22 protein-coding genes and 1 tRNA gene are annotated in these 24,970 nt (G+C 70.7%); 9 read left to right on the top strand and 14 right to left on the bottom strand.

Annotated elements, in window-relative coordinates:
- Positions 1–59: 59 nt before the first annotated feature.
- Positions 60–1,835 (bottom strand): RDD family protein, encoded by a 1,776-nt coding sequence (locus G9272_RS18160; RefSeq protein ID WP_171397562.1) that lies wholly within the window; start codon positions 1,833–1,835, stop codon positions 60–62.
- Positions 1,836–2,107: 272 nt separating this feature from the next.
- Between G9272_RS18160 and G9272_RS18165 the strand changes: the two genes are divergently transcribed.
- Positions 2,108–2,584 carry an SsgA family sporulation/cell division regulator gene (locus G9272_RS18165; protein WP_171397563.1) on the top strand — a complete coding sequence of 159 codons (477 nt, stop codon included), beginning with the start codon at positions 2,108–2,110 and terminating at the stop codon, positions 2,582–2,584.
- 49 nt (positions 2,585–2,633) lie between these two features.
- Here the strand turns inward: G9272_RS18165 and G9272_RS18170 are convergent, their stop codons facing one another.
- A complete protein-coding gene (locus G9272_RS18170; protein ID WP_171397564.1) occupies positions 2,634–4,004 on the bottom strand; it encodes an FAD-binding oxidoreductase in 1,371 nt (456 codons plus the stop codon).
- Between the two features lie 98 nt (positions 4,005–4,102).
- On the opposite strand from G9272_RS18170, the gene G9272_RS18175 reads away from it, so the two are divergent.
- Positions 4,103–5,575, top strand: a complete 1,473-nt coding sequence (locus tag G9272_RS18175) for a tetratricopeptide repeat protein (protein WP_171397565.1) — start codon at positions 4,103–4,105, stop codon at positions 5,573–5,575.
- A 66-nt stretch (positions 5,576–5,641) separates the two neighbouring features.
- Here the strand turns inward: G9272_RS18175 and hppD are convergent, their stop codons facing one another.
- Positions 5,642–6,787: a 4-hydroxyphenylpyruvate dioxygenase gene (gene hppD / locus G9272_RS18180; RefSeq protein WP_171397566.1), complete on the bottom strand. Its 1,146-nt coding sequence runs from the start codon at positions 6,785–6,787 to the stop codon at positions 5,642–5,644.
- 126 nt (positions 6,788–6,913) lie between these two features.
- On the opposite strand from hppD, the gene G9272_RS18185 reads away from it, so the two are divergent.
- The 5 genes from G9272_RS18185 to G9272_RS18205 all read left to right on the top strand — a co-directional run bounded on the left by G9272_RS18185 (position 6,914) and on the right by G9272_RS18205 (position 11,162).
- A complete protein-coding gene (locus tag G9272_RS18185; RefSeq protein ID WP_057600414.1) occupies positions 6,914–7,396 on the top strand; it encodes an Lrp/AsnC family transcriptional regulator in 483 nt (160 codons plus the stop codon).
- A gap of 59 nt (positions 7,397–7,455) precedes the next feature.
- Positions 7,456–8,103: an ABC transporter permease gene (locus G9272_RS18190; protein WP_171397567.1), complete on the top strand. Its 648-nt coding sequence runs from the start codon at positions 7,456–7,458 to the stop codon at positions 8,101–8,103.
- On the top strand, positions 8,096–9,346 hold the full coding sequence (locus G9272_RS18195; RefSeq protein WP_171397568.1) for a betaine/proline/choline family ABC transporter ATP-binding protein: 1,251 nt from the start codon (positions 8,096–8,098) through the stop codon (positions 9,344–9,346). The genes G9272_RS18190 and G9272_RS18195 overlap by 8 nt, the downstream gene beginning before the upstream one ends.
- Positions 9,347–9,384: 38 nt before the next feature.
- Positions 9,385–10,194, top strand: coding sequence for an ABC transporter permease (locus G9272_RS18200; RefSeq protein ID WP_171402049.1), 810 nt, complete (start codon positions 9,385–9,387; stop codon positions 10,192–10,194).
- An 86-nt stretch (positions 10,195–10,280) separates the two neighbouring features.
- Positions 10,281–11,162 (top strand): glycine betaine ABC transporter substrate-binding protein, encoded by an 882-nt coding sequence (locus G9272_RS18205; RefSeq protein ID WP_437184372.1) that lies wholly within the window; start codon positions 10,281–10,283, stop codon positions 11,160–11,162.
- Positions 11,163–11,208: 46 nt separating this feature from the next.
- Here the strand turns inward: G9272_RS18205 and G9272_RS18210 are convergent, their stop codons facing one another.
- From G9272_RS18210 to G9272_RS18235, 6 genes are all read right to left on the bottom strand, one after another.
- Positions 11,209–12,000, bottom strand: a complete 792-nt coding sequence (locus tag G9272_RS18210; protein ID WP_171397570.1) for a S16 family serine protease — start codon at positions 11,998–12,000, stop codon at positions 11,209–11,211.
- Positions 12,001–12,132: 132 nt separating this feature from the next.
- Entirely contained in the window at positions 12,133–12,783 is a 651-nt protein-coding gene (locus tag G9272_RS18215; protein WP_020132430.1) for an IclR family transcriptional regulator, read from the bottom strand.
- 327 nt (positions 12,784–13,110) lie between these two features.
- Positions 13,111–14,913, bottom strand: coding sequence for a DEAD/DEAH box helicase (locus G9272_RS18220; protein WP_054240231.1), 1,803 nt, complete (start codon positions 14,911–14,913; stop codon positions 13,111–13,113).
- 135 nt (positions 14,914–15,048) lie between these two features.
- Complete coding sequence (locus G9272_RS18225) at positions 15,049–15,417, bottom strand: type II toxin-antitoxin system death-on-curing family toxin (RefSeq protein WP_171397571.1); 369 nt, start codon at positions 15,415–15,417, stop codon at positions 15,049–15,051.
- Complete coding sequence (locus G9272_RS18230; protein ID WP_171397572.1) at positions 15,417–15,614, bottom strand: hypothetical protein; 198 nt, start codon at positions 15,612–15,614, stop codon at positions 15,417–15,419. Before G9272_RS18230 ends, G9272_RS18225 begins: the two co-directional genes overlap by 1 nt.
- A gap of 32 nt (positions 15,615–15,646) precedes the next feature.
- The gene (locus tag G9272_RS18235; RefSeq protein ID WP_171397573.1) at positions 15,647–17,119 is read right to left on the bottom strand and encodes an MFS transporter; all 1,473 of its coding nucleotides are present in this window, start codon (positions 17,117–17,119) and stop codon (positions 15,647–15,649) included.
- Positions 17,120–17,338: 219 nt separating this feature from the next.
- Between G9272_RS18235 and G9272_RS18240 the strand changes: the two genes are divergently transcribed.
- Positions 17,339–17,410 (top strand) — tRNA-Cys (locus G9272_RS18240).
- A gap of 213 nt (positions 17,411–17,623) precedes the next feature.
- Here the strand turns inward: G9272_RS18240 and G9272_RS18245 are convergent.
- The 4 genes from G9272_RS18245 to G9272_RS18260 all read right to left on the bottom strand — a co-directional run bounded on the left by G9272_RS18245 (position 17,624) and on the right by G9272_RS18260 (position 20,504).
- Entirely contained in the window at positions 17,624–18,127 is a 504-nt protein-coding gene (locus G9272_RS18245) for a hypothetical protein (RefSeq protein WP_171397574.1), read from the bottom strand.
- Positions 18,124–18,954, bottom strand: coding sequence for a GTPase domain-containing protein (locus tag G9272_RS18250; protein WP_171397575.1), 831 nt, complete (start codon positions 18,952–18,954; stop codon positions 18,124–18,126). Before G9272_RS18250 ends, G9272_RS18245 begins: the two co-directional genes overlap by 4 nt.
- A 181-nt stretch (positions 18,955–19,135) precedes the next feature.
- On the bottom strand, positions 19,136–19,543 hold the full coding sequence (locus G9272_RS18255; protein ID WP_171397576.1) for a hypothetical protein: 408 nt from the start codon (positions 19,541–19,543) through the stop codon (positions 19,136–19,138).
- 169 nt (positions 19,544–19,712) lie between these two features.
- Positions 19,713–20,504, bottom strand: a complete 792-nt coding sequence (locus tag G9272_RS18260; RefSeq protein ID WP_171397577.1) for a hypothetical protein — start codon at positions 20,502–20,504, stop codon at positions 19,713–19,715.
- 666 nt (positions 20,505–21,170) lie between these two features.
- Here G9272_RS18260 and G9272_RS18265 point away from each other — a divergent pair.
- The gene (locus G9272_RS18265; RefSeq protein ID WP_171402050.1) at positions 21,171–23,561 is read left to right on the top strand and encodes a lamin tail domain-containing protein; all 2,391 of its coding nucleotides are present in this window, start codon (positions 21,171–21,173) and stop codon (positions 23,559–23,561) included.
- A 32-nt stretch (positions 23,562–23,593) separates the two neighbouring features.
- Here the strand turns inward: G9272_RS18265 and G9272_RS18270 are convergent, their stop codons facing one another.
- Positions 23,594–24,814 (bottom strand): SUKH-4 family immunity protein, encoded by a 1,221-nt coding sequence (locus G9272_RS18270; protein ID WP_171397578.1) that lies wholly within the window; start codon positions 24,812–24,814, stop codon positions 23,594–23,596.
- Between the last annotated feature and the right edge of the window lie 156 nt (positions 24,815–24,970).

Below are 24,970 nucleotides of genomic sequence, written 5' to 3' on the forward strand. Positions count from 1 at the left end.
TGCCGGGGTACGGGGTGCCGGGTTGGGTGGTTCCTCCGGGAGGGGGACGGAAGTACGGGTCAGCCGGCGACGAACGTGTGGGCCGCCTTGTCGTGCCAGCACTGCCGCCACGGCTTGTCGAACAGGCCCCATACGACGCCCACCACACCGACGACGAGCAGACCGGGCACGCTGTAGACGAGCCAGCGGCGCAGGGCCGCCCGGAAGGACGGCGGCTCGCCGCCCTCGATGTCCCGCACCTCGAGACCGAACAGCTTCTTGCCCAGCGTGCGACCCCACTTCGCGGTCGGCACGGCTTCGTACACGATCCCGAAGACCAGCAGCACGGCGAGGACGATCCCGAGGTACACCGACGTCGTGCCGTCGAGCAGCCAGACGGTGACGGTCTCTCCGGTGAGCTTGGCGGCGTCGACCTTCGCGGTCACATGGTCGAGGGCCTTCACGCCCAGCGGCACGGCGGCGGCGGCGGTGACGGCCGCGAGGACGAGCGTGTCCACGAGCCGGGCGGCCAGCCGCTTGCCGAGGCCCGCGGGACGGGCCTCGGACGCCCGCCGGGCGGCCGCCTGGAAGATGTCGTCGACCGGCGGTTTCCACGGCGCGACGGGTCCGTCCTCGGCACCCGCGAGCTGGTGCACCTGTTGTGCCCACGAGGACTGTCCACCGCCGGGACCGGCGGCCATCGGGACGGCGGCCTGCGGGGCGGACCCGGCGGCCTGCGGCTGAGGGCCGCCGGCCTGCTGGGGCACGCTCGGAGCGCCCTGCTGGGGGCCGGAGAGGGGTGCGGCGGACGCGGGCGCCTGGGCGACGGGCTGAGCACCGGGCTGCGCGGCCGGGAACCCCGCGGGGCCCTGCGGGGCGGGGGCGGGCGCCGGAACGGGGGCGGGGACAGGCGCCGGTGCGGCGGCCGCGACGTGGGCTGGGCCCTGCGGGGCCGGGACGCCCGGGGTCTGGGCCGCCGCCGCACGCTCGGCGGCCGCCTTGCCGGCCCCGAAACCGGGCTTGGCGGGGGCGGCACCGGGTCCGGCCGGCGCCCCGACCGGACCCTGGGCGCTGAAGGCGGCGGAAGCGGCTGAGGGGGCTGCGGCGGAGTCGCCGAACCCGGGTGTCCCGGGCGCCCCGGGTGTCCCGGGGGCCGCCGTGGGGCCGGGCCCCTGGGCTGCGGCGGGGAACGCGGCCGCGTTGCCCGCCGGACCCGACGTGCCCGCCGGCTGCGCGCCGGACGCGCCGTCCTGGTGGCCCGTGCGCGGGGCCGGCGCGCGGAAGGTGACCGTGCCCTCGTCGGGGACGAGCCCCGGCGGGCCGGAGGCACCGGGCGCGGGGGCGGCGGCGCCGCCCGCCGTCGGCCGGCGGAAGACGAACGTGCCCCCGGAGACCACGTCCCCGGCACCGGCACCGTCCTCCGGTTCCGCGGGCGGGATCGTGGACGTGCCGTCCGTGCTCGTGGACAGGCCCTCGGGCTGCGCCGGGGCGGGCGAGGGCACCCTGGGGTCGGCGCCCTGCGGGGCGCCCCAGGAGACCCGGCGGTCCTGGTCGCCGCCGAAGCCGGACTGGTGGGCGCGGTCGGCGCCCCACGCGGAGGCGGGCTCGGGACGGCCGCCGTACGGGTCCGCCGGTGCCGGGTCCTCGTCGAAGAAGTGCGGGCCGGTCTCCTCCACGGAGGCCGGGGGCGAGCCGGGCGGGGGCGTGAGCGGTCGGCCGTCGGATGGCGCCGGCCGGCTGGTGCCCGGTACCCAGGAGGCACCGTTCCAGTACCGGACGTATCCAGGGATGGACGGGTCCGGGTAGTACCCCTCGCGGGGCCTGTCGTCGCCGGGTGCCGGGGTTGGGGCGCTCATGTCCGTCGTCCCGTATCTGCTCGGGGGTGGGATGGGGGGCTCCACATCTATCAGACCGACGCAAGCCCCACTGCCAGTCCGGTCGGACCCGCCCCTTTCCGGGCAACCCCGTGCACGCTCTTCACACGTTCGGAACCGCCCGTCGGAGCCGGGTCAGAAACGCGCCGAAAAAAGTTCTCCGAACCCGCGTAATGGTTCCGGGTGCAGCCCCTCTCCACTCGTACGGGCCCACCGCGGGTCCGCGCGAGGTCCGTCTCGAGAGGAGAACCGACATGCATCTCACCGTGGTGGAACGCGAACTGGAGCTCAAGCTGATCCTGTCGCCGGAGCGCAGCATCCCGGTCCCGGCCCGGCTGGGCTACCGCAGCGACGACCCGTTCGCCGTCCACGTCGCCTTCCACATCAACTCCGAGCACCCGGTCGACTGGACGTTCGCCCGTGAGCTGCTGGTGGAGGGCGTGTTCCGGCCGTGCGGGCACGGGGACGTGCGGGTGTGGCCCACGAAGGTGGAGGGGCGCAGCGTCGTGCTGATGGCACTGAGCTCGCCCGACGGGGACGCCCTTCTCGAGGCGCCCACGGCCCAGGTCTCGGCCTGGCTGGAGCGGACGATGCGAGTGGTGCCCCCGGGGACCGAGGGTGAGCAGCTCGGCATCGACGACGGTCTGGCCGAGCTGCTCGCCCCGACTCCCGCGGACGACCTGTGGCTGTGCGACCCGTGGCCGTCGGACGAGTCCAAGGAAGGGGAGTGAGGCGTCGGTCCCGGCCCCGTTCGCGGTCCCGGTCGCAGCCCTGGCGGCGTCAGAACAGTTTGCCCGGGTTGAGGATGCCCAGCGGGTCGAAGGCCACCTTGACCGCCCGCTGCATCTCCACGCCCACCGGGCCGATCTCGCGCGCCAGCCACTCCTTCTTCAGCACGCCCACGCCGTGCTCGCCGGTGATGGTGCCGCCGAGTTCCAGGCCGAGGCCCATGATCTCGTCGAAGGATTCGCGGGCGCGCCGGCACTCGTCGGGGTCCGCCGCGTCGAAGCAGACCGTGGGGTGGGTGTTGCCGTCGCCCGCGTGGGCGACGACCCCGATGGTCAGCCGGTGCTTCTCCGCGATGCGCTCGACGCCCTCGATCATCTCGCCGAGCCTGGACCGGGGCACGCACACGTCGTCGATCATCGTCGTGCCCTTGACGGCCTCCAGGGCGACGAGCGCCGACCGCCGCGCCTGGAGCAGGAGTTCGGACTCGGCGAAGTCGTCGGCGGGGACCACCTGGGTGGCGCCGGCCGCCTCGCACAGCGCGCCGACGGCGGCGAGGTCGGCGGCCGGGTCGGGGGTGTCGAAGGCGGCCAGCAGCAGGGCTTCGGTGCTCTCCGGGAGGCCCATGTGGGCCAGGTCGTTGACGGCTCTGACCGTCGTACGGTCCATGAGTTCGAGGAGGGACGGGACGTGTCCGCCGGCCATGATCCGGCACACCGCGTCGCAGGCGGCGGCCCCGGACGCGAACTCGGCCGCCAGCACCAGCTGCTGCGGCGGCTGCGGCCTCAGGGCGAGGACCGCCCGGACGACGATCCCCAGCGAGCCCTCCGAGCCCACGAACAGGCGGGTGAGGTCGTATCCGGCGACGCCCTTCGCCGTGCGGCGGCCGGTGGTCATCAGGCGGCCGTCGGCGAGCACGACGTCCAGGCCGAGGACGTACTCGGCCGTCACCCCGTACTTGACGCAGCACAGGCCGCCCGACGCGGTGCCGATGTTGCCGCCGATCGTGCACATCTCCCAGCTGGAGGGGTCGGGCGGGTAGCAGAGGCCGTGTTCGTTCACCGCTCGGGAGAGGGCCGCGTTGACGACGCCCGGTTCGACGACGGCGATCCGGTCGACCGGGTTGATCTCGATGATCCGGTCCATCTTCGTCAGGGAGAGGACGACGCAGCCCTCGGAGGCGTTGGCGCCCCCGGACAGTCCGGTGCGGGCGCCCTGCGGGACGACCGGGACACGCAGCTCGGTCGCCGTGCGCATGACGTGCTGGACCTCTTCCACGGTGCGCGGCAGCACCACCGCGGCGGGGGTGCCGGCCGGGCAGAAACTGGCCATGTCGTTGGCGTAGGAGCCCGTGATGTCCGGGTCGGTGAGGACGGCCTCGGGGGGTAGGCCGACGAGCAGACGGTCGACGAGGTGACGGCTCATGATCACAGGTTCGCACCCGGGGCCATCGGTGTGAACCCCGTCCGCCCGACCCTTCGGCTGACGTCATACGGTCGTCGTACTGACGCACAGTGAGCGCCATGGAGAACGCAGAGCGCGCCGCCGAAGAGCGCACCGCCCCCGAAGAGGCCGCCGCGGACGACGCGGCTCCCGCGGCCACCGGCAAGGTTTCCCGGCTGCGTCGGCGGCTGCTCGTCGGCTCGCTCGTGGGGTGTCTCGCGCTGGGCGGCGGGGTGCTGCTGTGCCTGCCCGGTGGGGACCCCGCGGTGCGGCGGGCGGCCGCGCCGGCTCCGGGGGCGCAGGCGGGCACGGCGGTCCGTACGGGGGTGCCTGCCGCGCTGCCGGATCTGGCGGTGCTGATCGACGAGCGCGAGAGCAGGGTACGGGCGCATCCACGGGACGCGCGGTCCTGGGCGGTGCTGGGCACGGCCTACGTCGAGCAGGGCCGGCGCACCGCGGACGCCGCCGCCCTGTACCCGAAGGCCGAGCAGGCGCTGCGGACCTCGCTGAAGGTGCGTCCGAAGGGCAACGCCGAGGCCCTCGACGGTCTGGCCGCGCTGGCGAACGCGCGCCGTGACTTCCGGGCGGCCCTGTCCTTCGGCGAGGCCGCGCGCAAACTGGCGCCGAAGCGCTGGACGACGTATCCGCAGCTGATCGACGCGTACACCGGGCTCGGCGACTACAAGAAGGCCCGCAAGGCGCTCGACTCGCTGACGGCGCTGCACTCCGGGCCGACCGTGCGGGCCCGGGCGGCGGGCGTCTACTGGGACCGGGGCTGGCGCGAGGACGCGCAGGCCGCGCTGGCCGACGCGGCGGCCGGTGCCTCCTCCCCCGCCGAGCAGGCGGCCTGGCTGGAGCGGGCGGGGCAGCTGGCCTGGGAGCGCGGCGAGCGGGCGGACGCCCTGCGGCACTTCCAGGAGGCGGTCAGGATCGACCCCGACCAGCGGGCCGCGCAGGCCGGGCAGGGGCGGGCGCTGGCGGCTCTGGGGCGGACCTCGGAAGCGTTGAACGCGTACCAGGTGGCGCTCGCCAAGCAGCCGTCGCCGAGTTACGCGCTGGAGCTGGGCGAGCTGTACGAGTCGCTGGGGCTCACGCAGGCGGCGCGCGTGCAGTACGACCTGCTGCGGGAACGGGTCCGGCAGGACGCGGCGGGCGGGGTGGACGGGGAGCTGGTGCTCGGCCGGTTCGAGGCGGACCACGGGGACCCGGCCTCGGCGGTACGGCGGCTGCGGGCCGAGTGGCGGCAACAGCCGGGGATCGCGGTCGCGGACGCGCTGGGCTGGGCGCTGCACCGGGCCGGGGACGACAAGGAGGCGCTGAGGTTCGCCATGATCGCCACCGACCGGGTGCACGGGGGCGCCATGCACAGCGCGCCGTACATGTACCACCGGGGCATGATCGAGCGGACGCTGGAGAGGGAGGGGCCGGCCCGGCGTCACCTCCAGGAGGCGCTGCGGATCAACCCGTACTTCTCGCCGCTGCTCGGCCCGGTGGCCCGGGAGGCGGTGGCCCGGCTGGGCGGCGAGCCGGCCCCGGCCGAGCTGCCCGAGTAGGGGCCGCACCGCCGCCCTCCCGCACCGCCGCCCTCCCGATCAACGCGTCACGGGTGATCAGCGCCGTTACAGGTTGCCGCGCTTCTCCTGCTCGCGCTCGATCGCCTCGAACAGGGCCTTGAAGTTGCCCTTGCCGAAGCCCATCGAGCCGTGCCGTTCGATGATCTCGAAGAAGACGGTCGGCTTGTCCTGGACCGGCTTGGTGAAGATCTGGAGCAGGTAGCCGTCCTCGTCGCGGTCGGCGAGGATCTTCAGCTCGCGCAGGGTCTCGACGGGGACGCGGGTGTCGCCGACCCACTCGCCGAGGGTGTCGTAGTAGGAGTCGGGGGTGTCGAGGAACCGGACCCCGGCCGCCCGCATCGTCCGTACCGTCTGCACGATGTCGTTGGTGTTGAGCGCGATGTGCTGGACGCCGGCGCCGCCGTAGAACTCCAGGTACTCGTCGATCTGGGACTTCTTCTTGGCGATGGCGGGCTCGTTGATCGGGAACTTGACCTTGAGCGTGCCGTCCGCGACGACCTTCGACATCAGGGCGCTGTACTCGGTGGCGATGTCGTCGCCCACGAACTCCTTCATGTTCGTGAAGCCCATGACCTTGTTGTAGAAGCCGACCCACTCGTTCATCCGGCCGAGTTCGACGTTGCCGACGCAGTGGTCGATCGCCTGGAAGGTGCGGTGGGCGGGCGGTTCGACGATCGGCTCGGCGGCGGCGAAGCCGGGGAGGTAGGGGCCGTCGTAGCCGGAGCGGTCGACGAGGGTGTGGCGGGTCTCGCCGTAGGTGGCGATCGCGGCGAGGACGACGGTGCCGTGCTCGTCCTTCAGCTCGTACGGCTCGGCGACCGAGCGGGCGCCGTGCTCGATCGCGTAGGCGTACGCGGCCCGCGCGTCGGGAACCTCGATGGCCAGGTCGACGACGCCGTCGCCGTGCTCGGCCACATGCCGCTCGAGGAAGTGGCCCCAGGTGGTGGCGGCCTTGATGACCGAGGTCAGGACGAAGCGGGCCGAGCCGTTGGTGAGCACGTACGAGGCGGTCTCGCGGCTGCCGGTCTCCGGTCCGGAGTAGGCGACCAGCTTCATGCCGAAGGCGGTGGAGTAGTAGTGCGCCGCCTGCTTGGCGTTGCCCACGGCGAAGACGACCGCGTCCATTCCCTTGACCGGGAAGGGGTCGGCCTGCCGGGCGGTGTCGGGAGTGTGGTGTGTGGTCTGCGTCATAGCCGAAGCCTCGCGCCGGGCTGCAAGGTGCGCAATAGTTCGCTTCATCGCTGGGCAATGTGTTCAGCGGTACGGCGGTTTCGACCGGCTTTCTGTACAGGGTGACCATCGCGGAGGCGGGCGGGTATGGCGATCGACCGACTGGACGGCCGGATCATCGTGCTGCTGGCCCGGGAACCGCGCCTGGGGGTGCTGGAGATGTCCCGGCGGCTGGGGGTGGCCCGGGGGACGGTTCAGGCGCGGCTCGACCGGCTTCAGTCGAATGGCGTCATCCGGGGGTTCGGCCCCGAGGTCGATCCGGCGGCGCTCGGCTACCCGGTCACGGCGTTCGCCACGCTCCAGATCCGGCAGGGGCAAGGAGCCGACGTGCGGGCCCACTTGGGTTCCGTGCCGGAGGTGCTGGAGCTGCACACCACCACCGGCAGCGGGGACATGCTGTGCCGGCTGGTGGCCCGTTCCAACGCCGACCTCCAGCGGGTGATCGACCTGGTTGTCGGTTTTGATGGCATTGTCCGGGCCTCCACCGCGATCGTGATGGAGAACCCCGTTCCGCTGCGGATCATCCCGCTGGTGGAGCAGGCGGCCGAGGACGACCGGGACAGGCCCTGACCCAGCGGACCTGACCCGGAGCTGGTCCGGGTCCGGTCGACATGGGGCGGTGAGGGCGTGTGAGCTTCTGGGAGTACCTGGGCAACCGTCACCAGCAACTGCTCACCGACGCCTATCAGCAGGCCAGCCTCGTCTTCCAGTGCATGCTCATGGCGACCGTGATCGGCGTCGTGATCGGCGTCGTCACCTACCGCAGCGGCTGGGCGGGCAACCTCGCCACCCTCGGCACCTCCGCGATCCTCACCGTCCCGTCGCTCGCGATGATCGGTCTGCTGATCCCGCTCGTGGGGCTCGGCGTGCCGCCGACGGTGATCGCGCTGACCCTGTACGGACTGCTGCCGGTGGTGCGCAACGCGATCGTGGGGCTGCGCGGCGTCGATCCCACGCTCGTGGACGCGGCCAAGGGCATCGGGATGTCCTCGGCGATGCGGCTGCTGCGGGTCGAGCTGCCGCTGGCCTGGCCGCCGATCCTGACCGGGATCCGGGTCTCGACACAGATGCTGATGGGCATCGCCGCCATCGCCGCGTACGCCTCCGGGCCCGGCCTCGGCAACGAGATCTTCCGCGGCATCGCCTCGCTCGGCAGCAAGAACGCCCTCAACCAGGTCCTGGCGGGCACGCTCGGGATCATCGTCCTGGCCCTGCTGTTCGACGCCGCGTACGTCCTGATCGGACGGCTGACGATTCCCAGGGGGATCCGTGTCTGAGACCGAGCCGGAGGACGGCGCCCACGGGGCGACGATCGAGCTGGTGAACCTCACCAAACGCTATCCGGGCAACCCCAACCCCGCCGTCGACAACGTCACCATGGAGATCAAGGCGGGCGAGACCGTCATCTTCGTCGGCCCGTCGGGCTGCGGGAAGTCGACCACCCTGAAGATGATCAACCGGCTGATCGAGCCGAGCGGCGGCCGGATCCGGATCAACGGCGAGGACGTCACCGACATCGACCCGGTGAAGCTGCGCCGCAAGGTCGGGTACGCGATCCAGTCGTCCGGGCTCTTCCCGCACATGACGGTCGCGCAGAACATCGCGCTCGTGCCGAAGATGATCGGCTGGCCCAAGGGGCGGATCCGGGACCGGGTGGAGGAGATGCTCGACCTGGTCGGGCTCGACCCCGGCGAGTTCCACGGCCGCTATCCGCGCCAGCTGTCCGGCGGGCAGCAGCAACGGGTCGGTGTGGCACGGGCGTTGGCGGCGGATCCGCCCGTACTGCTGATGGACGAGCCGTTCGGCGCGGTCGACCCGATCACCCGCGACCACCTCCAGGACGAGCTGATCCGGCTCCAGCACGAGCTGCACAAGACCATCGTGTTCGTCACCCACGACTTCGACGAGGCGATCAAGCTGGGCGACCGGATCGCGGTGCTGCGCGAACGCTCGCACATCGCCCAGTTCGACACCCCGGAGGCGATCCTCACCAACCCGGCGGACGACTTCGTGTCCGGGTTCGTGGGGGCGGGGGCGGCGCTGAAGCGGCTCAACCTGAGCCGGGTTCGGGACGTGGAGATCACCGACTACCCGACGGTGACCGTCGACGACCCGCTCCAGACCATCTTCAACAAGCTCCGCTCCAGCGGCACGAACGAGATCCTGCTCCTCGACCAGCGCAGACGCCCCTACAAGTGGCTGCGCCGCGGGGACCTGATGCGGGCCAGGGGCTCGCTGGCGCGGGCCGGAACCCTGGTCAGCGACACGGTGACCCGGGACGCCACTCTGCGGGACGCGCTGGAGGCGGTGCTCACGGACAACACCGGGCGGGTCGCGGTCACCGGGCGGCGCGGCGAGTACACCGGGGTCGTCGACATGGAGACGCTGCTGAACTCCGTGCACGAGCTGCTGGAGGCCGACCGGTTGGAGGCGCTGGAGGCGCAACACGAACTGGAGGAGGCCCGGGCCGCGCAGACGCACGCGGAACAGGAGGGCCCTGGCGGGGAGGCGAAAGCGTGAGCACCCCCGACCTGGACGAGAACGCCGGCCCGGACGGAATTCCCGGGCCGCAGGACGAGACCGAGGACGAGCGACAGGAGACCAGGACCCCGCCGTCGGCGCCGCCCCGCCGTCGCCTCACCTGGCAGAAGCTGACCTTCCTGCCCGCCTTCCTCGTCGCCCTGCTGCTCGCCACCTGGCTGTGGTTCCAGCAGGCGGACCTGGACCCGATCTCCGAGAACGCGCTGTCGAACGGGCAGGTGTCGAAGGCGCTGTGGCAGCAGGTGCAGCTCACGGTGATCTCCACCTTCTTCGTGCTGATCATCGCCATCCCGCTCGGCATCCTGCTCACCCGGGGTTCGCTGCGCAGAGCCACGCCGTTCGCGATGGCCATCGCCAACATGGGGCAGGCGACACCCGCCATCGGTCTGCTCGCCCTGCTGGTGATCTGGCTGGGCACGGGCACGAAGGCCGCCCTGATCGGCATCATCGCCTACGCGATCCTGCCGGTGCTCGCCAACACCATCGCGGGTCTGAAGTCGAACGATCCGACGCTGCTGGAGGCGGCCCGCGGCATCGGGATGTCCTCGCTGGGCGTGCTCCGCAAGGTCGAGCTGCCGCTGGCCGTCCCGCTCATCCTGGCCGGTGTACGGACGGCCCTCGTCCTCAACGTCGGTACGGCGACCCTGGCGACCTTCGGCGGGGGCGGCGGCCTGGGCGTACTGATCACCACCGGCATCACCAACCAGCGCATGCCGGTGCTGGTGCTGGGCTCGATCCTCACCGTCTCGCTGGCACTGCTCGTCGACTGGCTGGCCTCACTGGCGGAAGTGCTGCTGCGGCCGCGGGGGTTGGAGGTGGACTCGTGAAGCGCTTCCGCCCGGTGATCGCCGGGGTGCTGGCGGCACTGGCCGGCTGCGGGCTCGCCGGGTGCGGGCTCACCAGCGGCTCCCCCATGGTCGACGACGTCTCACCCGGGTCGATCGGACAGGGTGAGCCGCTCAAGGGCGCGCATCTCACGGTGACGTCCAAGTCGTTCACCGAGAACCTCATCCTCGGCGCGATGATGGGCATCGCCTTCGAGGCGGCCGGCGCGGACGTCCTGGACCGCACCGGCATCCAGGGCTCCATCGGCTCGCGCGAGGCGGTCAGGAACGGCGACGCCGACGCCATGTACGAGTACACGGGCACCGCCTGGATCACCTACCAGGGCAACAGCGCGCCCATCCCGGATCCGCAGCGGCAGTGGCAGGCGGTGCACGACGCCGACCTGAAGAACGGCGTGACCTGGCTGCCTCCGTCGCGGCTGAACAACACCTACGCGCTGGCCATGAACCAGGCCAACTTCAAGAAGTACGGCACCAGGACGCTGTCGCAGGTGGCCGCGCTGTCCAAGTCCGACCCGAAGGCCGTGACGCTCTGCGTGGAGAGCGAGTTCGCCAACCGCGCGGACGGACTGCCCGGCATGGAGAAGGCGTACGGGATGTCCGTGTCGGCGTCCCGGATCACGCAGATGGACACCGGGATCATCTACACCCAGGTCCAGAAGGGGAGTTGCACCTACGGGGAGGTGTTCACCACCGACGGGCGCATCAAGTCCATGAACCTGGTGGTGATGGCCGACGACAAGAACTTCTTCCCCAACTACAACGCGGCCCCCGTGATCAACTCCAAGACGCTGAAGAAGTGGCCGGCGATCGCGAAGGTCATCGACCCGGTGACGAAGAAGCTGGACAACACGGTGGCCCAGGACCTGAACGCCAAGGTGGACGTCGCCGGGGAGGATCCCCACCAGGTGGCCCTGGACTGGATGAAGAAGGAGGGGTTCGTCAAGTAGCCGACCCGCCACGCCCAAACGGTCGCCCGCCGTCGCCCGCGGTCGCCTAACAGCTCGGTACCGAGCCCTTCCCCTTCTCCAGGGCGGTCAGCGCGGTCACCGTGCCCTTCAGGGTGGTGACCGGGATCAGCCGGAGCCCCTTCGGCAGCTCGGCCTTGGCGTCGGCGCACTCGGCCTTCGGCACCAGGAACACCGTCGCCCCGTCCCGCCGGGCGGCCTGCGTCTTCAGGGCCACGCCGCCGACCGCGCCGACCGTACCGTCGGCCTCGATCGTCCCGGTGCCGGCGATCGTGCGACCGCCGGTGAGGTCGCCGCCGCTGCCGTCGCCGTCGAGCTTGTCGACGATGCCGAGCGAGAACAGCAGCCCGGCGCTGGGCCCGCCCACGTCGGACAGCTTCAGCGTGACCTTGACGCCGTCGTCGGTACGGTCGAGGTACTTCAGCGCGGCCTCGGTCGCGGCGTCCTGGGACTGCCGCATCTGCTCGGTGTTGTGCTGCTCGATCTCCTTGGTGCTCTCCCCGCTGGGGTAGACGGAGTCGCGCGGCATGATCGCCTGGTCGGCGCGGAACCAGCCGTCGACGACGTCGGAGAGCCTGACGTCCGTGTCGGGGTTGGTCGCCTCGATCGTCGTCATCCGCAGCTGCCCGCTCGTGTCCCGTACGGGCGCGCCGGTGATCGTGATGACCGGGGTGCCCTTGTTCTCGCCGAGGACGTTCGCCGTCATGCCCGGCTGCGCCACCGAGAAGGGCAGCGGCGCGAACGCGGCCGTCGCGAGCAGCGCCACGAACGGCAGAGCGCAGACGGTGAGGGCCTTGGGGCGTGAGAGGCGTGAGAGCACGAGGTCAATCTAACGTGACGACGAGTTCCGGCTCGCGGCTGGATGTCGTCCGGCCGACCGCGAGCCCCGGCTCCGCCTCCTCCCCCGCCGCCCCTCGCCCGCCCCGGGGCCCCGCGGCGTCGACGAAGCGCGTCAGCGCAGTGCCTCCGCCACCTCCCGCGCCGCGTCCACGACCCGTGGCCCCACCCGCTCCGGCACCGCGTCGGCCAGCATCACCACGCCCACGCTGCCCTCGACGCCGGTCACGCCCAGCAGCGGAGCCGCGGCCCCGCTCGCGCCGGCCTCCAGCTCCCCGTGCGTCAGCGTGTAGCCGGGTTCGTCCGCCGGCCGCGCCGGGTTCTGCCGCGCGAAGAGGATCGCCCGGCCGGCGGCACCCCGGTCCAGCGGATGCCGGAACCCGGCCCGGTACGCCACGTGGTAGTCCGTCCAGGTCGGCTCGACGACGGCGACGGCGAGCGCCTCCGTCCCGTCCACCAGGGTCAGATGCGCGGTCGCCCCTATGTCCTCGGCCAGCGACCGCAGCGCGGGCAGCGCGGCCTCCCGTACCAGCGGATGCACCTGGCGGCCGAGCCTCAGCACCCCGAGGCCGACCCTGGCTCGCCCTCCCAGGTCACGCCGTACGAGTGCGTGCTGCTCCAGAGTGGCGAGCAACCGGTACACCACGGTCCGGTTGACGCCCAGTTTGTTGGAAAGTTCGGTGACGGTCAGCCCGTGGTCGGTATCGGCCAGCAACTTGAGGACTTTCAGCCCTCGATCGAGCGTCTGGGAGGTCTCCGCGGTCACGACGCCCACTCCTTAAGTGGTGAGGTCGGCAACCTCCGTCGCGGCAGATGCGTCACCGAGTCCCGTCAGTGACGCGCTTCAGAGGCCGCCGATCGACAGATGGGCCCGGCGTGTCCGGGCCCAGTCGCTTCACGGCTGCGCTCCGCGGCGGCGCTGCCACGGGGCGTGTGCGTAGCGGGACAGTAGCGAAGCAGGTTCGCTGAGCGGAAGGCTCCGTCCAGAATCCGGTCAGTGGCCGGTATGGACTACTTGCATTTATCCCGATACGTACGGAGCGTGACGCCATGGCTCGCGCCCCCGGTCAGCGACCAGGGCGCGGGTGAGGCCTCACTTCATCCGGGTCGCCCACTCCTGCACCTTGGCGATGCGCTGCCGCAGCTGCCCCGCCGTGGCCTCCGCGCTCGGCGGACCACCGCACACCCGCCGCAGCTCGGTGTGGATCACTCCGTGCGGCTTGCCGCTCTGGTGGACGTACGCCCCGACCATCGTGTTGAGCTGCTTGCGCAGCTCCATCAGCTCCTTGTGCGAGACGACCGGCCGCCGCTCGGCCGGCAGCTCCAGCAGATCGGCCTCGGAGTCCGGCCGCTTCTTGCTGTGCGCGATCTGCTTGGCCTGCCGCTTCTGGAGCAGCATCTGCACCTGGTCGGGCTCCAGCAGACCCGGAATGCCGAGGTAGTCCTGCTCCTCCTCGCTTCCCGGGTGAGCCTGCATGCCGAACTCGGCGCCGTTGTACATCACCCGGTCGAAGACGGCCTCGGACTCCAGCGCCTCGAAGGCGAACTGCTCCTGCTCGCCGGTGTCCTCGTCCTGCTCCTTGTTCGCCTCGTCCATCTCCTGCTCGGACTCGGCGTACGGATCCTCCTCGCCCTCCTTCTTGGGCTTGTCGAGGGCGTGGTCCCGCTCGACCTCCATCTCGTTGGCGAAGGTGAGCAGATCGGGCACGGTCGGGAGGAAGACGGAGGCGGTCTCGCCGCGCCGCCGGGACCGCACGAAGCGCCCGACGGCCTGGGCGAAGAAGAGGGGCGTGGAGATGGTCGTCGCGTACACCCCGACGGCGAGCCGCGGCACGTCGACGCCTTCCGACACCATTCGCACCGCGACCATCCAGCGGTCGTTGCTGCCGCTGAAGTCGTCGATGCGGCTGGACGCGCCGGTGTCGTCGGACAGGACGAGCGTCGCCTTCGTCCCCGTGATCTCCCGGATGAGCTTGGCGTAGGCGCGGGCCGACTCCTGGTCGGAGGCGATGACGAGCGCGCCGGCGTCCGGGATGGCCTTCCTGACCTCGGTCAGCCGCTGGTCGGCGGCGCGCAGCACGCTCGGCATCCACTCGCCGCGCGGGTCCAGCGCCGTACGCCAGGCCTGACTGATCGCGTCCTTGGTCATCGGCTCGCCGAGCCGCGCCGCGATCTCGTCCCCCGCCTTGGTCCGCCAGCGCATGTTGCCGCTGTAGGAGAGGAAGATGACGGGCCGGACGACCTGGTCGGCGAGCGCGGACCCGTAGCCGTAGGTGTAGTCGGCGGCCGAGCGCCGGATCCCGTCGTTGCCCTCCTCGTACGTCACGAAGGGGATGGGGTTGGTGTCGGAGCGGAACGGCGTACCGGTGAGCGCGAGGCGACGGGTCGCGGGTTCGAAGGCCTCGAGACAGGCCTCGCCCCAGGACTTGGAGTCACCGGCGTGGTGGATCTCGTCGAGGATGACGAGGGTCTTGCGCTGTTCGCTCCGGTTGCGGTGCAGCATCGGACGGACGCCGACACCCGCGTACGTCACGGCGACGCCGTGGTAGTCCTTGCTGAGCGGGCCCGCGCTGTACTCGGGGTCCAGCCGGATCCCTATCCGCGCGGCCGCCTCCGCCCACTGCTTCTTCAGATGCTCGGTCGGCGCGACCACGGTGACCTGCTGCACGACATGGTGGTGCAGCAGCCAGGAGGCGAGGGTCAGCGCGAAGGTCGTCTTGCCGGCGCCGGGTGTGGCGACGGCGAGGAAGTCGCGCGGCTGCTCCTGGAGGTACTTCTCCATCGCCCCCTGCTGCCAGGCCCGCAGCTTGCTCGCGGTGCCCCAGGGGGCTCGGCCCGGGAAGGCCGGTGACAGGTGGTGGGAGTGGGAGGTGGAGGAAGCGGCGGTGGTAGTCACGGTCTCCGGGTTCGGGGCTCTCGGCTGTGTATGACAACCGGGCCACCCTACCGGCGGCCCGACGCCGTCAACGAGCGAACAAGGCCGGGTCGCGTGCGGGTGGGACTCAGGTCACAGAGGACGGGCGGCGCCGGCTCAGCGCGCGAAGCGCGGCAACCGGGCCGCGATCCCGGGTACGTCGAGGACGCCCTGACACACGTCCAGCACGAACCGCTCGGCCTCGTCCACATCGAAGTCCACGTCCAGTGGATGACCGTCCAGGTGCAGAAAGACCCAGGTCGCGTACCAGGCGATGCGCTTGTTGCCGTCGACGAGTCCGTGGTTGCGGGCCAGCGACTCCATCAGCGCCGCGGCCTTGCGCCACACGTCCGGGTACGCGTCCTGCCCGAACACACTCGACCGGGGGCGGGCCAGGGCGGAGTCCAGCAGTCCGTAGTCGCGCACCTCGTCCGCCCCGAGCCGCCGAGTGAGGTTCAGCAGCTCGTCCAGGGTGAGGTGGTGCATCAGGCGAGCCTCCGGTTCAACTCGGCGCTGGCGTTCAGCACGTGCTCGGCGGCCTCCTCGAAGAGCCGCGCGTGCTCGTTCACGGCCTTGATCACCGCGTCGTGCGCGAAGGCCTGCATGCTGCGTCCCTCCGCCTGGGCGCGCTCACGCAGGGCGTCGAGTTCCTCGTCCGTGAAGCGCAGGTTCAGTCCGGCCATGCTGGGACGGTACCGGCCGGTACCGCATGGTGTCATCGCGATTCCGCCCGCAGCCGCGTCGTCACCCAGGCTCCGAACAGCGCGACGGCCGCCATCGGCAGGAAGACGGCGGCGAAGGCGGCCGGATGGGAACCGGCGGACGTCGTGGCGGATGTCGTCGCGTGCGCCACGCTCCCGCCGCCGAGCGCCACGAAGGCGGCACCTCCCACGGCCAGCAGCAGCACGTTGGACAGCCCGTCCGAGATCTGGAGGGCCGCGGAGTTGGCCCCGGCCTCCTCGGGGGCGGACAGCTTCAGCATCAGCACGCTCGAGGCGGCGATCACCAGCCCCATCCCGAGGCACCCGAAGCCCCAGGCGACGGCCACGGTCCAGACGGGCACGGAATGGATCAGGACACTGGGCGCGGCGGCGATGGCGGCAGCCGCCAGCACCATCCCGAGCGCCATCAGCCGCTCCCGGTACGGCTCCGCCCACGGCCGTGACTGCACCCACGACCCCAGCGCCCAGGTCGCCCCGCCGGCCGCGAGCGAGAACCCGGCAAGGGTCGGGCTCAGCCCCCGCTCCGTCACGAGCATCAGCGGCACGAAGGACTCGGCGGCGATGAAGGACCCCGCGGCCACCCCGCGCAGCAGCACGACGGACGGCAGCCCGCGGGCCGCCCGCCAGGTGCCGCGCGGGAGCAGCCCGAGCACGGCGGGCACGAGCAGCGCGATGCCCGCGGCGCCGGGGACGAGCGAGACCGGCCGCAGATCCTGGGCGGCGTACTGAAGCAGTCCCGCGCCGAGGGAGATGCCGAGGGCCAGCCGGATCCGCCGCCGGTCGAAGGCGCCCGCGGCCATGCCCTCCACGGGGCCACTCGCCCGCCGCCGTATCTGGGGCAACGCGAGCGCGAGCGGAAGCACCACGAGGGCGGGTATCCCGAGGAAGACCCACCGCCACCCCAGCTGCTCGGTCACCGCACCGGCGGCCAGCGGCCCGACCACGGACGGCACGACCCAGCAGGCGGCGAACGCGGCCATGATCGCGGGCCGCAGCCGCTCCGGGTAGGCCCGCCCGACGACGACGTACAGCGCGACGATCACCAGCCCCCCGCCGAGCCCCTGCACGGCCCGCCCGAGGATGAACACCCACATGCCCCCGGCGCTCCCGGAGAGCAGCAGCCCGGCGGCGAAGGCCGCGATGCCACCGCCCAGCGCCCCGAGCGGCCCCCGCCGGTCCGACCACTGCCCGGCGAACACCATCCCGAACAGGCTGGTGGTGAAGTACCCGGAGAACGCGAACGCGTACAGCGCCACCCCGTCGAGCTCCCGCGCCGCCACCGGCATGGCGGTGCCCACGGCGGTCGCCTCGAAGGCGATGAGCAGCACGACGGAGACGATCCCGATGGTGAGGGCCCGGTAGGAACTCCCGAGAACGGTCTCGCCGGGCTCGCCGGCCCGCTCCACGGCGGCGGAGGAAAGGAGGTCGTCGGCGACACCGGTGTCGCGGGGTTCGAGGGCAGCCATGAGGGCCAGCGTAAGGTCCACAACCGACATTGACCCCTGTCGGAAGACGGGTCCACGACCGGGACGATGGTCCTACGACCACCACGCCGCACCCCCGTTTCATGAACGGCGTGTGGCAGTCCCATTGCAGCCCCCGCGTCCCCCTTGAGCCCCTTCCTCACCCCGCCGTACGGTCGACCTACCAAGTTCGGAACGGGGCCGACACCCCACCCCCGACCTGGCCGTGTGCCCGAGTGGCTTAGGGACTCGCCTGCAAAGCGAGGTACGTGGGTTCAATTCCCGCCACGGCCTCTGACCGGCCTGACCAGGCAGAACGAGAGGGCGGCACTCCTTCGGGGGTGCCGCCTTTTCGACCGTCCGTCTCAGAGCGGACACCGAGACGATGTCGCCGCGGCGATCATGTTTTCTACCGTGGCGCCTCGGCGTGACTTTTGGAAAATGCCACACCTCGGGCGCTCGGATCCGTCTCGGTTTCCTCTGTCGATGGAAGCAATTCCTGTGGAGTCACATTCGGTCGTACGGGTCCCTGTCTTTTGTTGGACCGGAACCCGCGGGCGATGCCAGCAGTACTCGAATCGCCCGACTGATAAGCCCTCCGCCGGAACTGGCCGTCATGTCCAGCCTCGCCAGCCGGATGCGCAGCTCGGCTTTCTGTAGTTTGCTCAGACTGAGGGACGCGTCGACCTCGTGAAGGAGGTCCAGAACGCGCACCATCGCTCGCCCCTCGCGGCGGAAAACTCGCTGATTCATGCTTCTTCGCTGAAGCCATTGAAACAGAGAGCCGGTGAGCGCAAGCGTCCAGGCGACGTAATAGGCCGGATCTATCAGCGCAAGGGTTTTCGGATGAGAGGTCAGGAACGCGGCGCCGCCGAGGGAAGCGGCGGCCAGAAGCGTGAAAAGGCTTTCGCCGGCCGTGGAGAGTCGACTGCTCCGATCGATCTTCTCCTGCATCTCTTCGGCAAGTTCGAGCATTTTCTGCACATCATGCCATTCCTCATCCGAGTTCATGACGCGGAGATTCGGTCGTCAATGGCCTTCAAGAGGCCCAGGAGGAGCTTGTTGCGCTGGTCAGGGAGAAGCATTGACTGGACGCCTTCCTCCTCCCAGATGAAATCACTCAGTGAGGCGCATACCGGCAGGGCGTCCCACTCGAAGTCGGTCCGCCCCAGGGATGCGCCAAGTTGATCCAAGCATGCGAAGAACTGGCCACCGGGGGCGGCATAGTGCCTGTAGGCACCCTTGAGACTGGTGTCCTCGTAATACAGGTCGACTTTGTTCACGGCCAGCAACAACCAGGAAGGCCCTTTCCCCTTCCGGTGCGATGACTTGACGTAACTGATCAGTTCCTTGAACTCTTCCACCTCTTTGTTCCTCTGGAACTCCCGAAACCTTTCCAGGTCATTGTGCTCCTGCGCGAGCTCTCTCGCATCCTGCTCTCGCAGGGTGATAAATCCGTTGCTGACGACGTGAATGACTCCGTCTACCCGGCGCCGCCCATCGAACAGTTCGTCGAGACTCTTGTCTTTCTGCGGGGAGACTTGTCCCGGAACGATGGTGAGTGCCGTCAGCCTCTTGCTGGAATAGAGCTCCTTGCGCTCCTGATTGACCGACCTTCCCGGTGTTGAGTAGTGGATCGACAACCCTTCTCCCGAAAGATAGTCGGAGAGTACGGTTTTCCCCACGCCTCCCACACCGGTTATGGCTATCGAGGACTGCCTGTGCATGATCTTCGTGATGATTCTGTGCCAGGTGGAAGCAATTTGCTGCCGCTCGCTATAAGCTGTCATACCAGCGCGCACTGCCAGCGTCGCTACGGACCATGGTTCGACCGGCATGCGGGACCCCTTCGATATGACCTGCCTCCTGGAGGAGATCTATCTCCGAAGGGGAGTAATCATGCGCGCCATTTGCCAACTGCTCATTTTTGGTACAAGAGAGTCGGCCAGCCTTCATAAGTCGACTGATCCTGGTTTCGTAAGATGCAAATATTGATCAGCTGTGACGGTCGCGCGGTCGTCAGCCTGCCGAGCAGAGGCCGCCGTCCGGGCAGAACATCACCCACGTGAAGTTGTAGCCGGTTCGGATGGTGACGGGGTTCGGCGTGGGGCCGTCGTTGATGTAGGAACCCGAGTCGGGGGTGGCGGTGAAGGTGACCGTCGCGCCGACCTCGAAGCTCGCGGTGCAGGTGCCCGTCGGGTACGGCTGCGGTTCGTTGTTCGCGTACGGATCCCAAGCCGACTGGTGGCAGTTGATGCCGGCGGGCTGGCTGGTGATGGTGCCGCCGCCCCAGCCGTCGCTGACCCACGCGGACAGTTGAGCGGTGGACTGGGCCTGAACCGGTGCGACGGAGGCGATCGCGGCGGCCGTGGCGAGTGCGGTGACGATTCCCGTCGCGCGCCAGGCGCCCTTTCTGTTCTTCCTCATGGAAGGCTCCTCGGATCGAACCATGCCGACCCCCTACGACCAGCCTATTCGCCCCCTTGGCCGGCTGCTGCGGGAGCGGGTGGCCGGCCGCGCCGTACCCTTCCAGACCGCGACGGCCGTCAGACGAGTCACACCGACAGCCGCGACCCGGCTCTCTCGGTCGTCCGTCTCAGCTCTCGTCGGAAACAGCCTCCTCCGGCGCCTCTGTCAGTGGCAGTTGGGCCTGCACCCGCCTGATCACTGCGTGAACGTGCGGCATGTCGAGCGGAGTTCGCCCAAGCGCGGTCCGGAGCTCTCGCAAGTCATGCCGCAGGGCGAACAGAGCCTCGGGGCTCAGTTCCAGCTGATCAAGTCGGTCCAGCAGACCACTGAGCGCATGCAGGAGCTGTACCCGACAACGCTCTTCGGCGCTCATCAGGGGCTCATGTCGCAGGACTACCATGTCCGACAACGCGGACTCCCACGCCGGTTCGAACGCCAGGGAACGCTTCCCGTGCGGGGAGTCGCTCTCCGGCTCCGGCGGTGTCCGATCCGTACTCGCCCGACGCGGCTCGGACAGCTCCCTCGTCATGGTCTGGGTCACCGCGCCATTGTTGATCGCCACCTGGCTGTTGGTGATCTGTCCGAGGAACACCACCATCAAGGGGTCCGGCGTGTCGGCGGCCCGCGACCGGGCCGCTCCGAGCGAACTGCCCGGGTCGGGACGAGACTCCGCATCAGGTCCCGAATGCTGGGTCGGCTGCCGCTTCTCGACGGACTCCCGCGCACCGGACGACGAGGTCGGCGTCCGCTGCCCCTGCGCCCCGGACGTCGGCGTCCGCTGCCCCTGCACCCCGGAAGTCGGCGTCCGCTGCCCCTGCACCCCGGAAGTCGGCGTCCGCCCCGCCTCGGGCTCCGCATGTGGCTGCGACACACCACGCTGTTTGGTCGACTGCACTCCTTTGGGCTGCGCACTGGCCATGTAAATCCCCCATAGTGCGAGTGCCTTACCCAAAGCGTAGCGAACCCGGCTGACCGACCGGTGACGCAGGGGAGGCCTGAGGTGTCGCTCCCCTCCCTGTCTCACAGTTGTCGGTGTTGTCGGCCGATCCACCGAGTCAGGCCGGTGAGGTATCCGGGTGCCAGGCGGGCGCCGGGGACCGGGTGGATGCGGTGGTCGAAGAGGGCCGGGGAGCCGTCGATGTCGAGTCCCGCCGCGCCTGTCGCCGCTCACGCAGGGCGTGGGACAGCGCGTGACGTTCCTGGGCGGCCGGAGTCACCCCCGGGCAACTGCGCAGCCACATCCGCCATGGCCGCGCCCGGGCACCCCGCGTCGCGGTCCGGCGTCGTCGGCGAATCGGCCGGGCTCACCGGCCAGCTCCGGAAAGTGAGATCGCGTAGGGCCGGATCCCTCGCCATCAGGCCGGCCTCCTCGTTTCGGCGGCGCACACTCCCCCGCCGGAGCAACACACCTTTCCGTTCCCCCGATTTAACCTACGCCCCCTTAACAACCCCCTCTCTACGCGCGTAACTTGAGCCGACTCCCCCACACCGCCATCGGCCGTACACGACGACGTACGAGGAGACCTCCAGCGTGTCCAGACCCGTAGGAAACAGAACCCGCCGTGCCGCCTACGCGCTCATATCCGTGGGTGTGGCGAGCGCGTTCGCCATCACCTCGCTGCCCGCCGCCTACGCGACGCCGTCCGCCACCGCGGTGATCTCCGAGGTGTACGGCGGTGGCGGGAACTCCGGGGCGACCCTGACCCGGGACTTCGTCGAGCTGGGCAACGCGGGGTCGGCTGCCTACGACCTGGCCGGGTACAGCGTGCAGTACCTGCCGGGTGCGCCGTCGGCGTCCTCGCTGTGGCAGGTGACGGCGCTGAGCGGGGCCGTCGCGCCCGGCGGGCGTTTCCTCGTCGCCGAGGCCGCCGGGACCGGAGGGAGCACCGCGCTGCCCACCGCCGACGCCACCGGTTCCGTCGCCATGAGCGCCACCAGCGGCACCATCGCCCTCGTCTCCGGTACCACCGCCCTGACGTGCAAGACCGCCGCCGACTGCGCCGCCGACGGTCGGATCGTCGACCTGGTCGGCTACGGCAGCGCCCTCGTACGGGAGGGCAGCGGGCCTGCCACCGGGGCCTCCAACACCGCCGCCGTCGCGCGGGGCGCCGCCCTGGGCGACACCGACGACAACGCCGCCGACCTCACGGCCGGTACCCCATCGCCCGTCAACTCCGCCGGAGGGACTCCTGGTTCGGGCGACGGCGGCGGGGACGGTGGAGACGGCGGTGGCGATCCGACCACGCCCGGTACCGTCCGCGTCCACAACATCCAGGGCACCACCCGGCTCTCCCCGCTCGCCGGGCAGACCGTCAGCCGAGTGCCGGGCATCGTCACCGGGGTGCGGACCTCCGGGTCCAAGGGGTACTGGATCCAGGATCCGACGGCGGACGCCGACTCCCGCACCAGCGAGGGCGTGTTCGTGTACACCGGGTCCGCCACGCCCACCGTCGCCGTCGGCGACTCCGTGCTGGTCAGCGGCAAGGTCAGCGAGTACTACCCGAGCAGCACCAGCCAGTCGGTCACCGAGCTCACCGCCCCCACCGCGACCGTGCTGTCCAGCGGCAACGCGCTGCCCGCCGCCGTCGCCCTGAGCGCCGCGAACGTGCCCGCCGCGTACATCCCCACCGCCGGTGGCGGCAGCATCGAGTCGCTCGCCCTCGAACCGGCCGTGTACGCCCAGGACTTCTACGAGTCGACGGAGGGGATGCGGGTCGCGTTCTCCGACGCCCGTGTCGTCGGCGCGAGCGACGCGTACGGCGAGCTGTGGGTGACCGTCAAGCCGGACGAGAACGCCACGGCCCGCGGCGGGACGCTCTACCCCTCCTACGACCAGCCGGGCACCGGTCGTCTTGAGGTCATGTCGCTCGACACCACCACCGCCTTCCCCTCCGCCGACGTCGGCGACGAACTGTCCGGCACCACCACCGGGCCGCTCGACTACTCCACCTACGGCGGCTACAACGTCCAGGCCACGCAGCTCGGCACCCTGGTCGACAACGGGCTGAAGCAGGAAGTGACCCGTCGGCAGAAGGGCGACGAGCTCGCGGTCGCCACGTACAACGTGGAGAACCTGGACGCGCTGGACGCCCAGGAGAAGATCGACCGGCTCGCGCACGGGGTCGCCGTCAACCTCAACTCCCCCGATGTCGTCGCCCTGGAGGAGATCCAGGACGACAACGGCGCCACCAACGACGGCACCGTCACCTCCGAGGCCACCCTGAAGCGGTTCACCGACGCCATCCGCGCCGCCGGCGGCCCCCGCTACCAGTGGCGCTACATCGCCCCCACCGACAACCAGGACGGCGGGGAGCCCGGCGGCAACATCCGTCAGGTCTTCCTCTTCAACCCCAAGCGGGTCTCCTTCACCGACCGGGCCGGCGGTGACGCCGTCACGGCAACCAGCGTGGTGAAGACCAGGAAGGGCGCGAAGCTCACCGCCTCCCCGGGGCGCATCGACCCGGCCTCCGACGCCTGGGACAACAGCCGCAAGCCGCTGGTCGGCGAGTTCGTCTTCCACGGGGAGACGGTCTTCGTGATCGCCAACCACTTCACCTCCAAGGGCGGCGACCAGCCCCTGCACGGCCGCTACCAGCCGCCGTCACGCAGCTCCGAGACCCAGCGCCAGGCACAGGCGGCCGAGGTGAACTCCTTCGTCAAGTCCCTGCTCGCGGCGGACAAGAACGCCAAGACCGTGGTGCTCGGCGACCTCAACGACTACGAGTTCTCCCAGACCGTGGCCACCCTCACCGCCGGCCGTGTCCTCACCCCGCTGATCACCACCCTGCCGGCCGCCGAGCGGTACACCTACGTCTACGACGGCAACTCGCAGACCCTGGACCACATCCTCACCAGCCCGGCCGTCACGCACTACGACTACGACGTGGTGCACATCAACGCCGAGTTCGCCGACCAGGCCAGCGATCACGACCCGCAGGTCGTACGGATCGACGTCAGCCGGTGCCGCAGGGGCTGACCGCAGAGCAGGAGAGCCGGTGCGGGCGCGGGCTACGCGTACAGGCCCCCGCCCGCCTCGTCCTCGAAGACGCCCGGCCAGTACCGCCGGCCGTCGTCCGTGGGGACGGCCGGGACCGGGGTCGGGTCGCAGGCGACCGGGTCGACCGCGGCCAGGGTGCGGGACATCGTCTCGGCGAGCTGGTCGTAGGCCTCGGTCAGCCGGTGCACCGCGTCCAGGGCCCGCTCACGGCGGATCAGCCAGAGGGTGAACGCCAGCGTCGAGATGTCGGCGTTGAGCGGGCGCAGGCCGAGATCCGGCTCGCTCCAGCTCAGCACCGCGCCCGTGGCGCCGTCGACGACCAGGCTGGTCTCCTCGAGGAGATGGCCCAGGCGGATCAGCCGGTCGGCGTTCGCGGGCAGCCGCTCCTCGGTGAGGACGCCGCCGCGGTCGTCCGCGTGGTACTCGGCGAGGGTCTGGAGCGGCATGTCCGTCTCCAGCGAGAACCAGACGACCTCCTCCGGCAGGCCCACCTCGCGCAGGAAGCGGCGGGTCGGGGCGTGCGTGAGCGCCCGCGGGCAGTCGACGTCCTCGAAGCGGACGACCTCGCCGGAGCCGAACTCCTCGTCCAGGAGACGGACCGGCAGATCCAGGGCCAGGCCGGACGTCGTGCCCGGACCCGCCACCAGGGCCAGCGGGCGGATCACCGCGGCCAGCTTCCAGAAGGGGCCGGACGCGCCGCCCGTGTCCTTCGCGCCCTCCTCGAAGACGGCCAGCAGCTGCCGTGACGCCTCCGCCACCGCCTTCGGCCCGAGCCGGCTCGCGTAGCAGGCGAACTGGCCGCGCAGGGCCGCCAGTTCGTCCACCGCCGTCGCGAAGCGCACCAGCTTCTCCAGGGAGGGCGCGAGCGGGCGGAGGTCCATCAGGTCGGGGCGGTCGTGCAGGAAGTACGTCGTGGAGATCTCGCCGGTCATGCCGTCGAGCAGGACGGACTCCGTCTCCCGGCCGTCGGCGCCCAGGAGCCCGCCTATCACCAGCCGGTCGCGCAGCTCCGCCGCCAGGCGGCCGTCGGGGTCGCCCGTGGAGTCCCCGACCGTGCGCAGGCCGTCCGTGCGCAGCGCCTCGAACGTCAACAGGCCGCCGTCGCCCGGAGTCGCGGGCAGGCCGGGGCCGGTGAGCCAGCGGCGCGTCGGCGCGTGCGTGACATACGGGTACAGCTCGTCCTCGCTGAAGATGATCATTGTCGTGGCGGTGGTGGTCCTGGTCGTGCCCATCGGGTCCCCCGTGCGGAAAGTTGCGTGCGCCGTCCCACTGCTCCGCAGCCTATGCGGCACCACTGACAACGGCTCTGACCAGCGACTGCACCCAGCACACCCGTCACCGGTCCCGCACTGACAGACGTCGGGGCAGCCTCACGAGTTCCCTTTCGG

The sequence above is a fragment of the Streptomyces asoensis genome, from assembly GCF_013085465.1.
In the GTDB taxonomy this organism is placed as follows: domain Bacteria; phylum Actinomycetota; class Actinomycetes; order Streptomycetales; family Streptomycetaceae; genus Streptomyces; species Streptomyces cacaoi_A.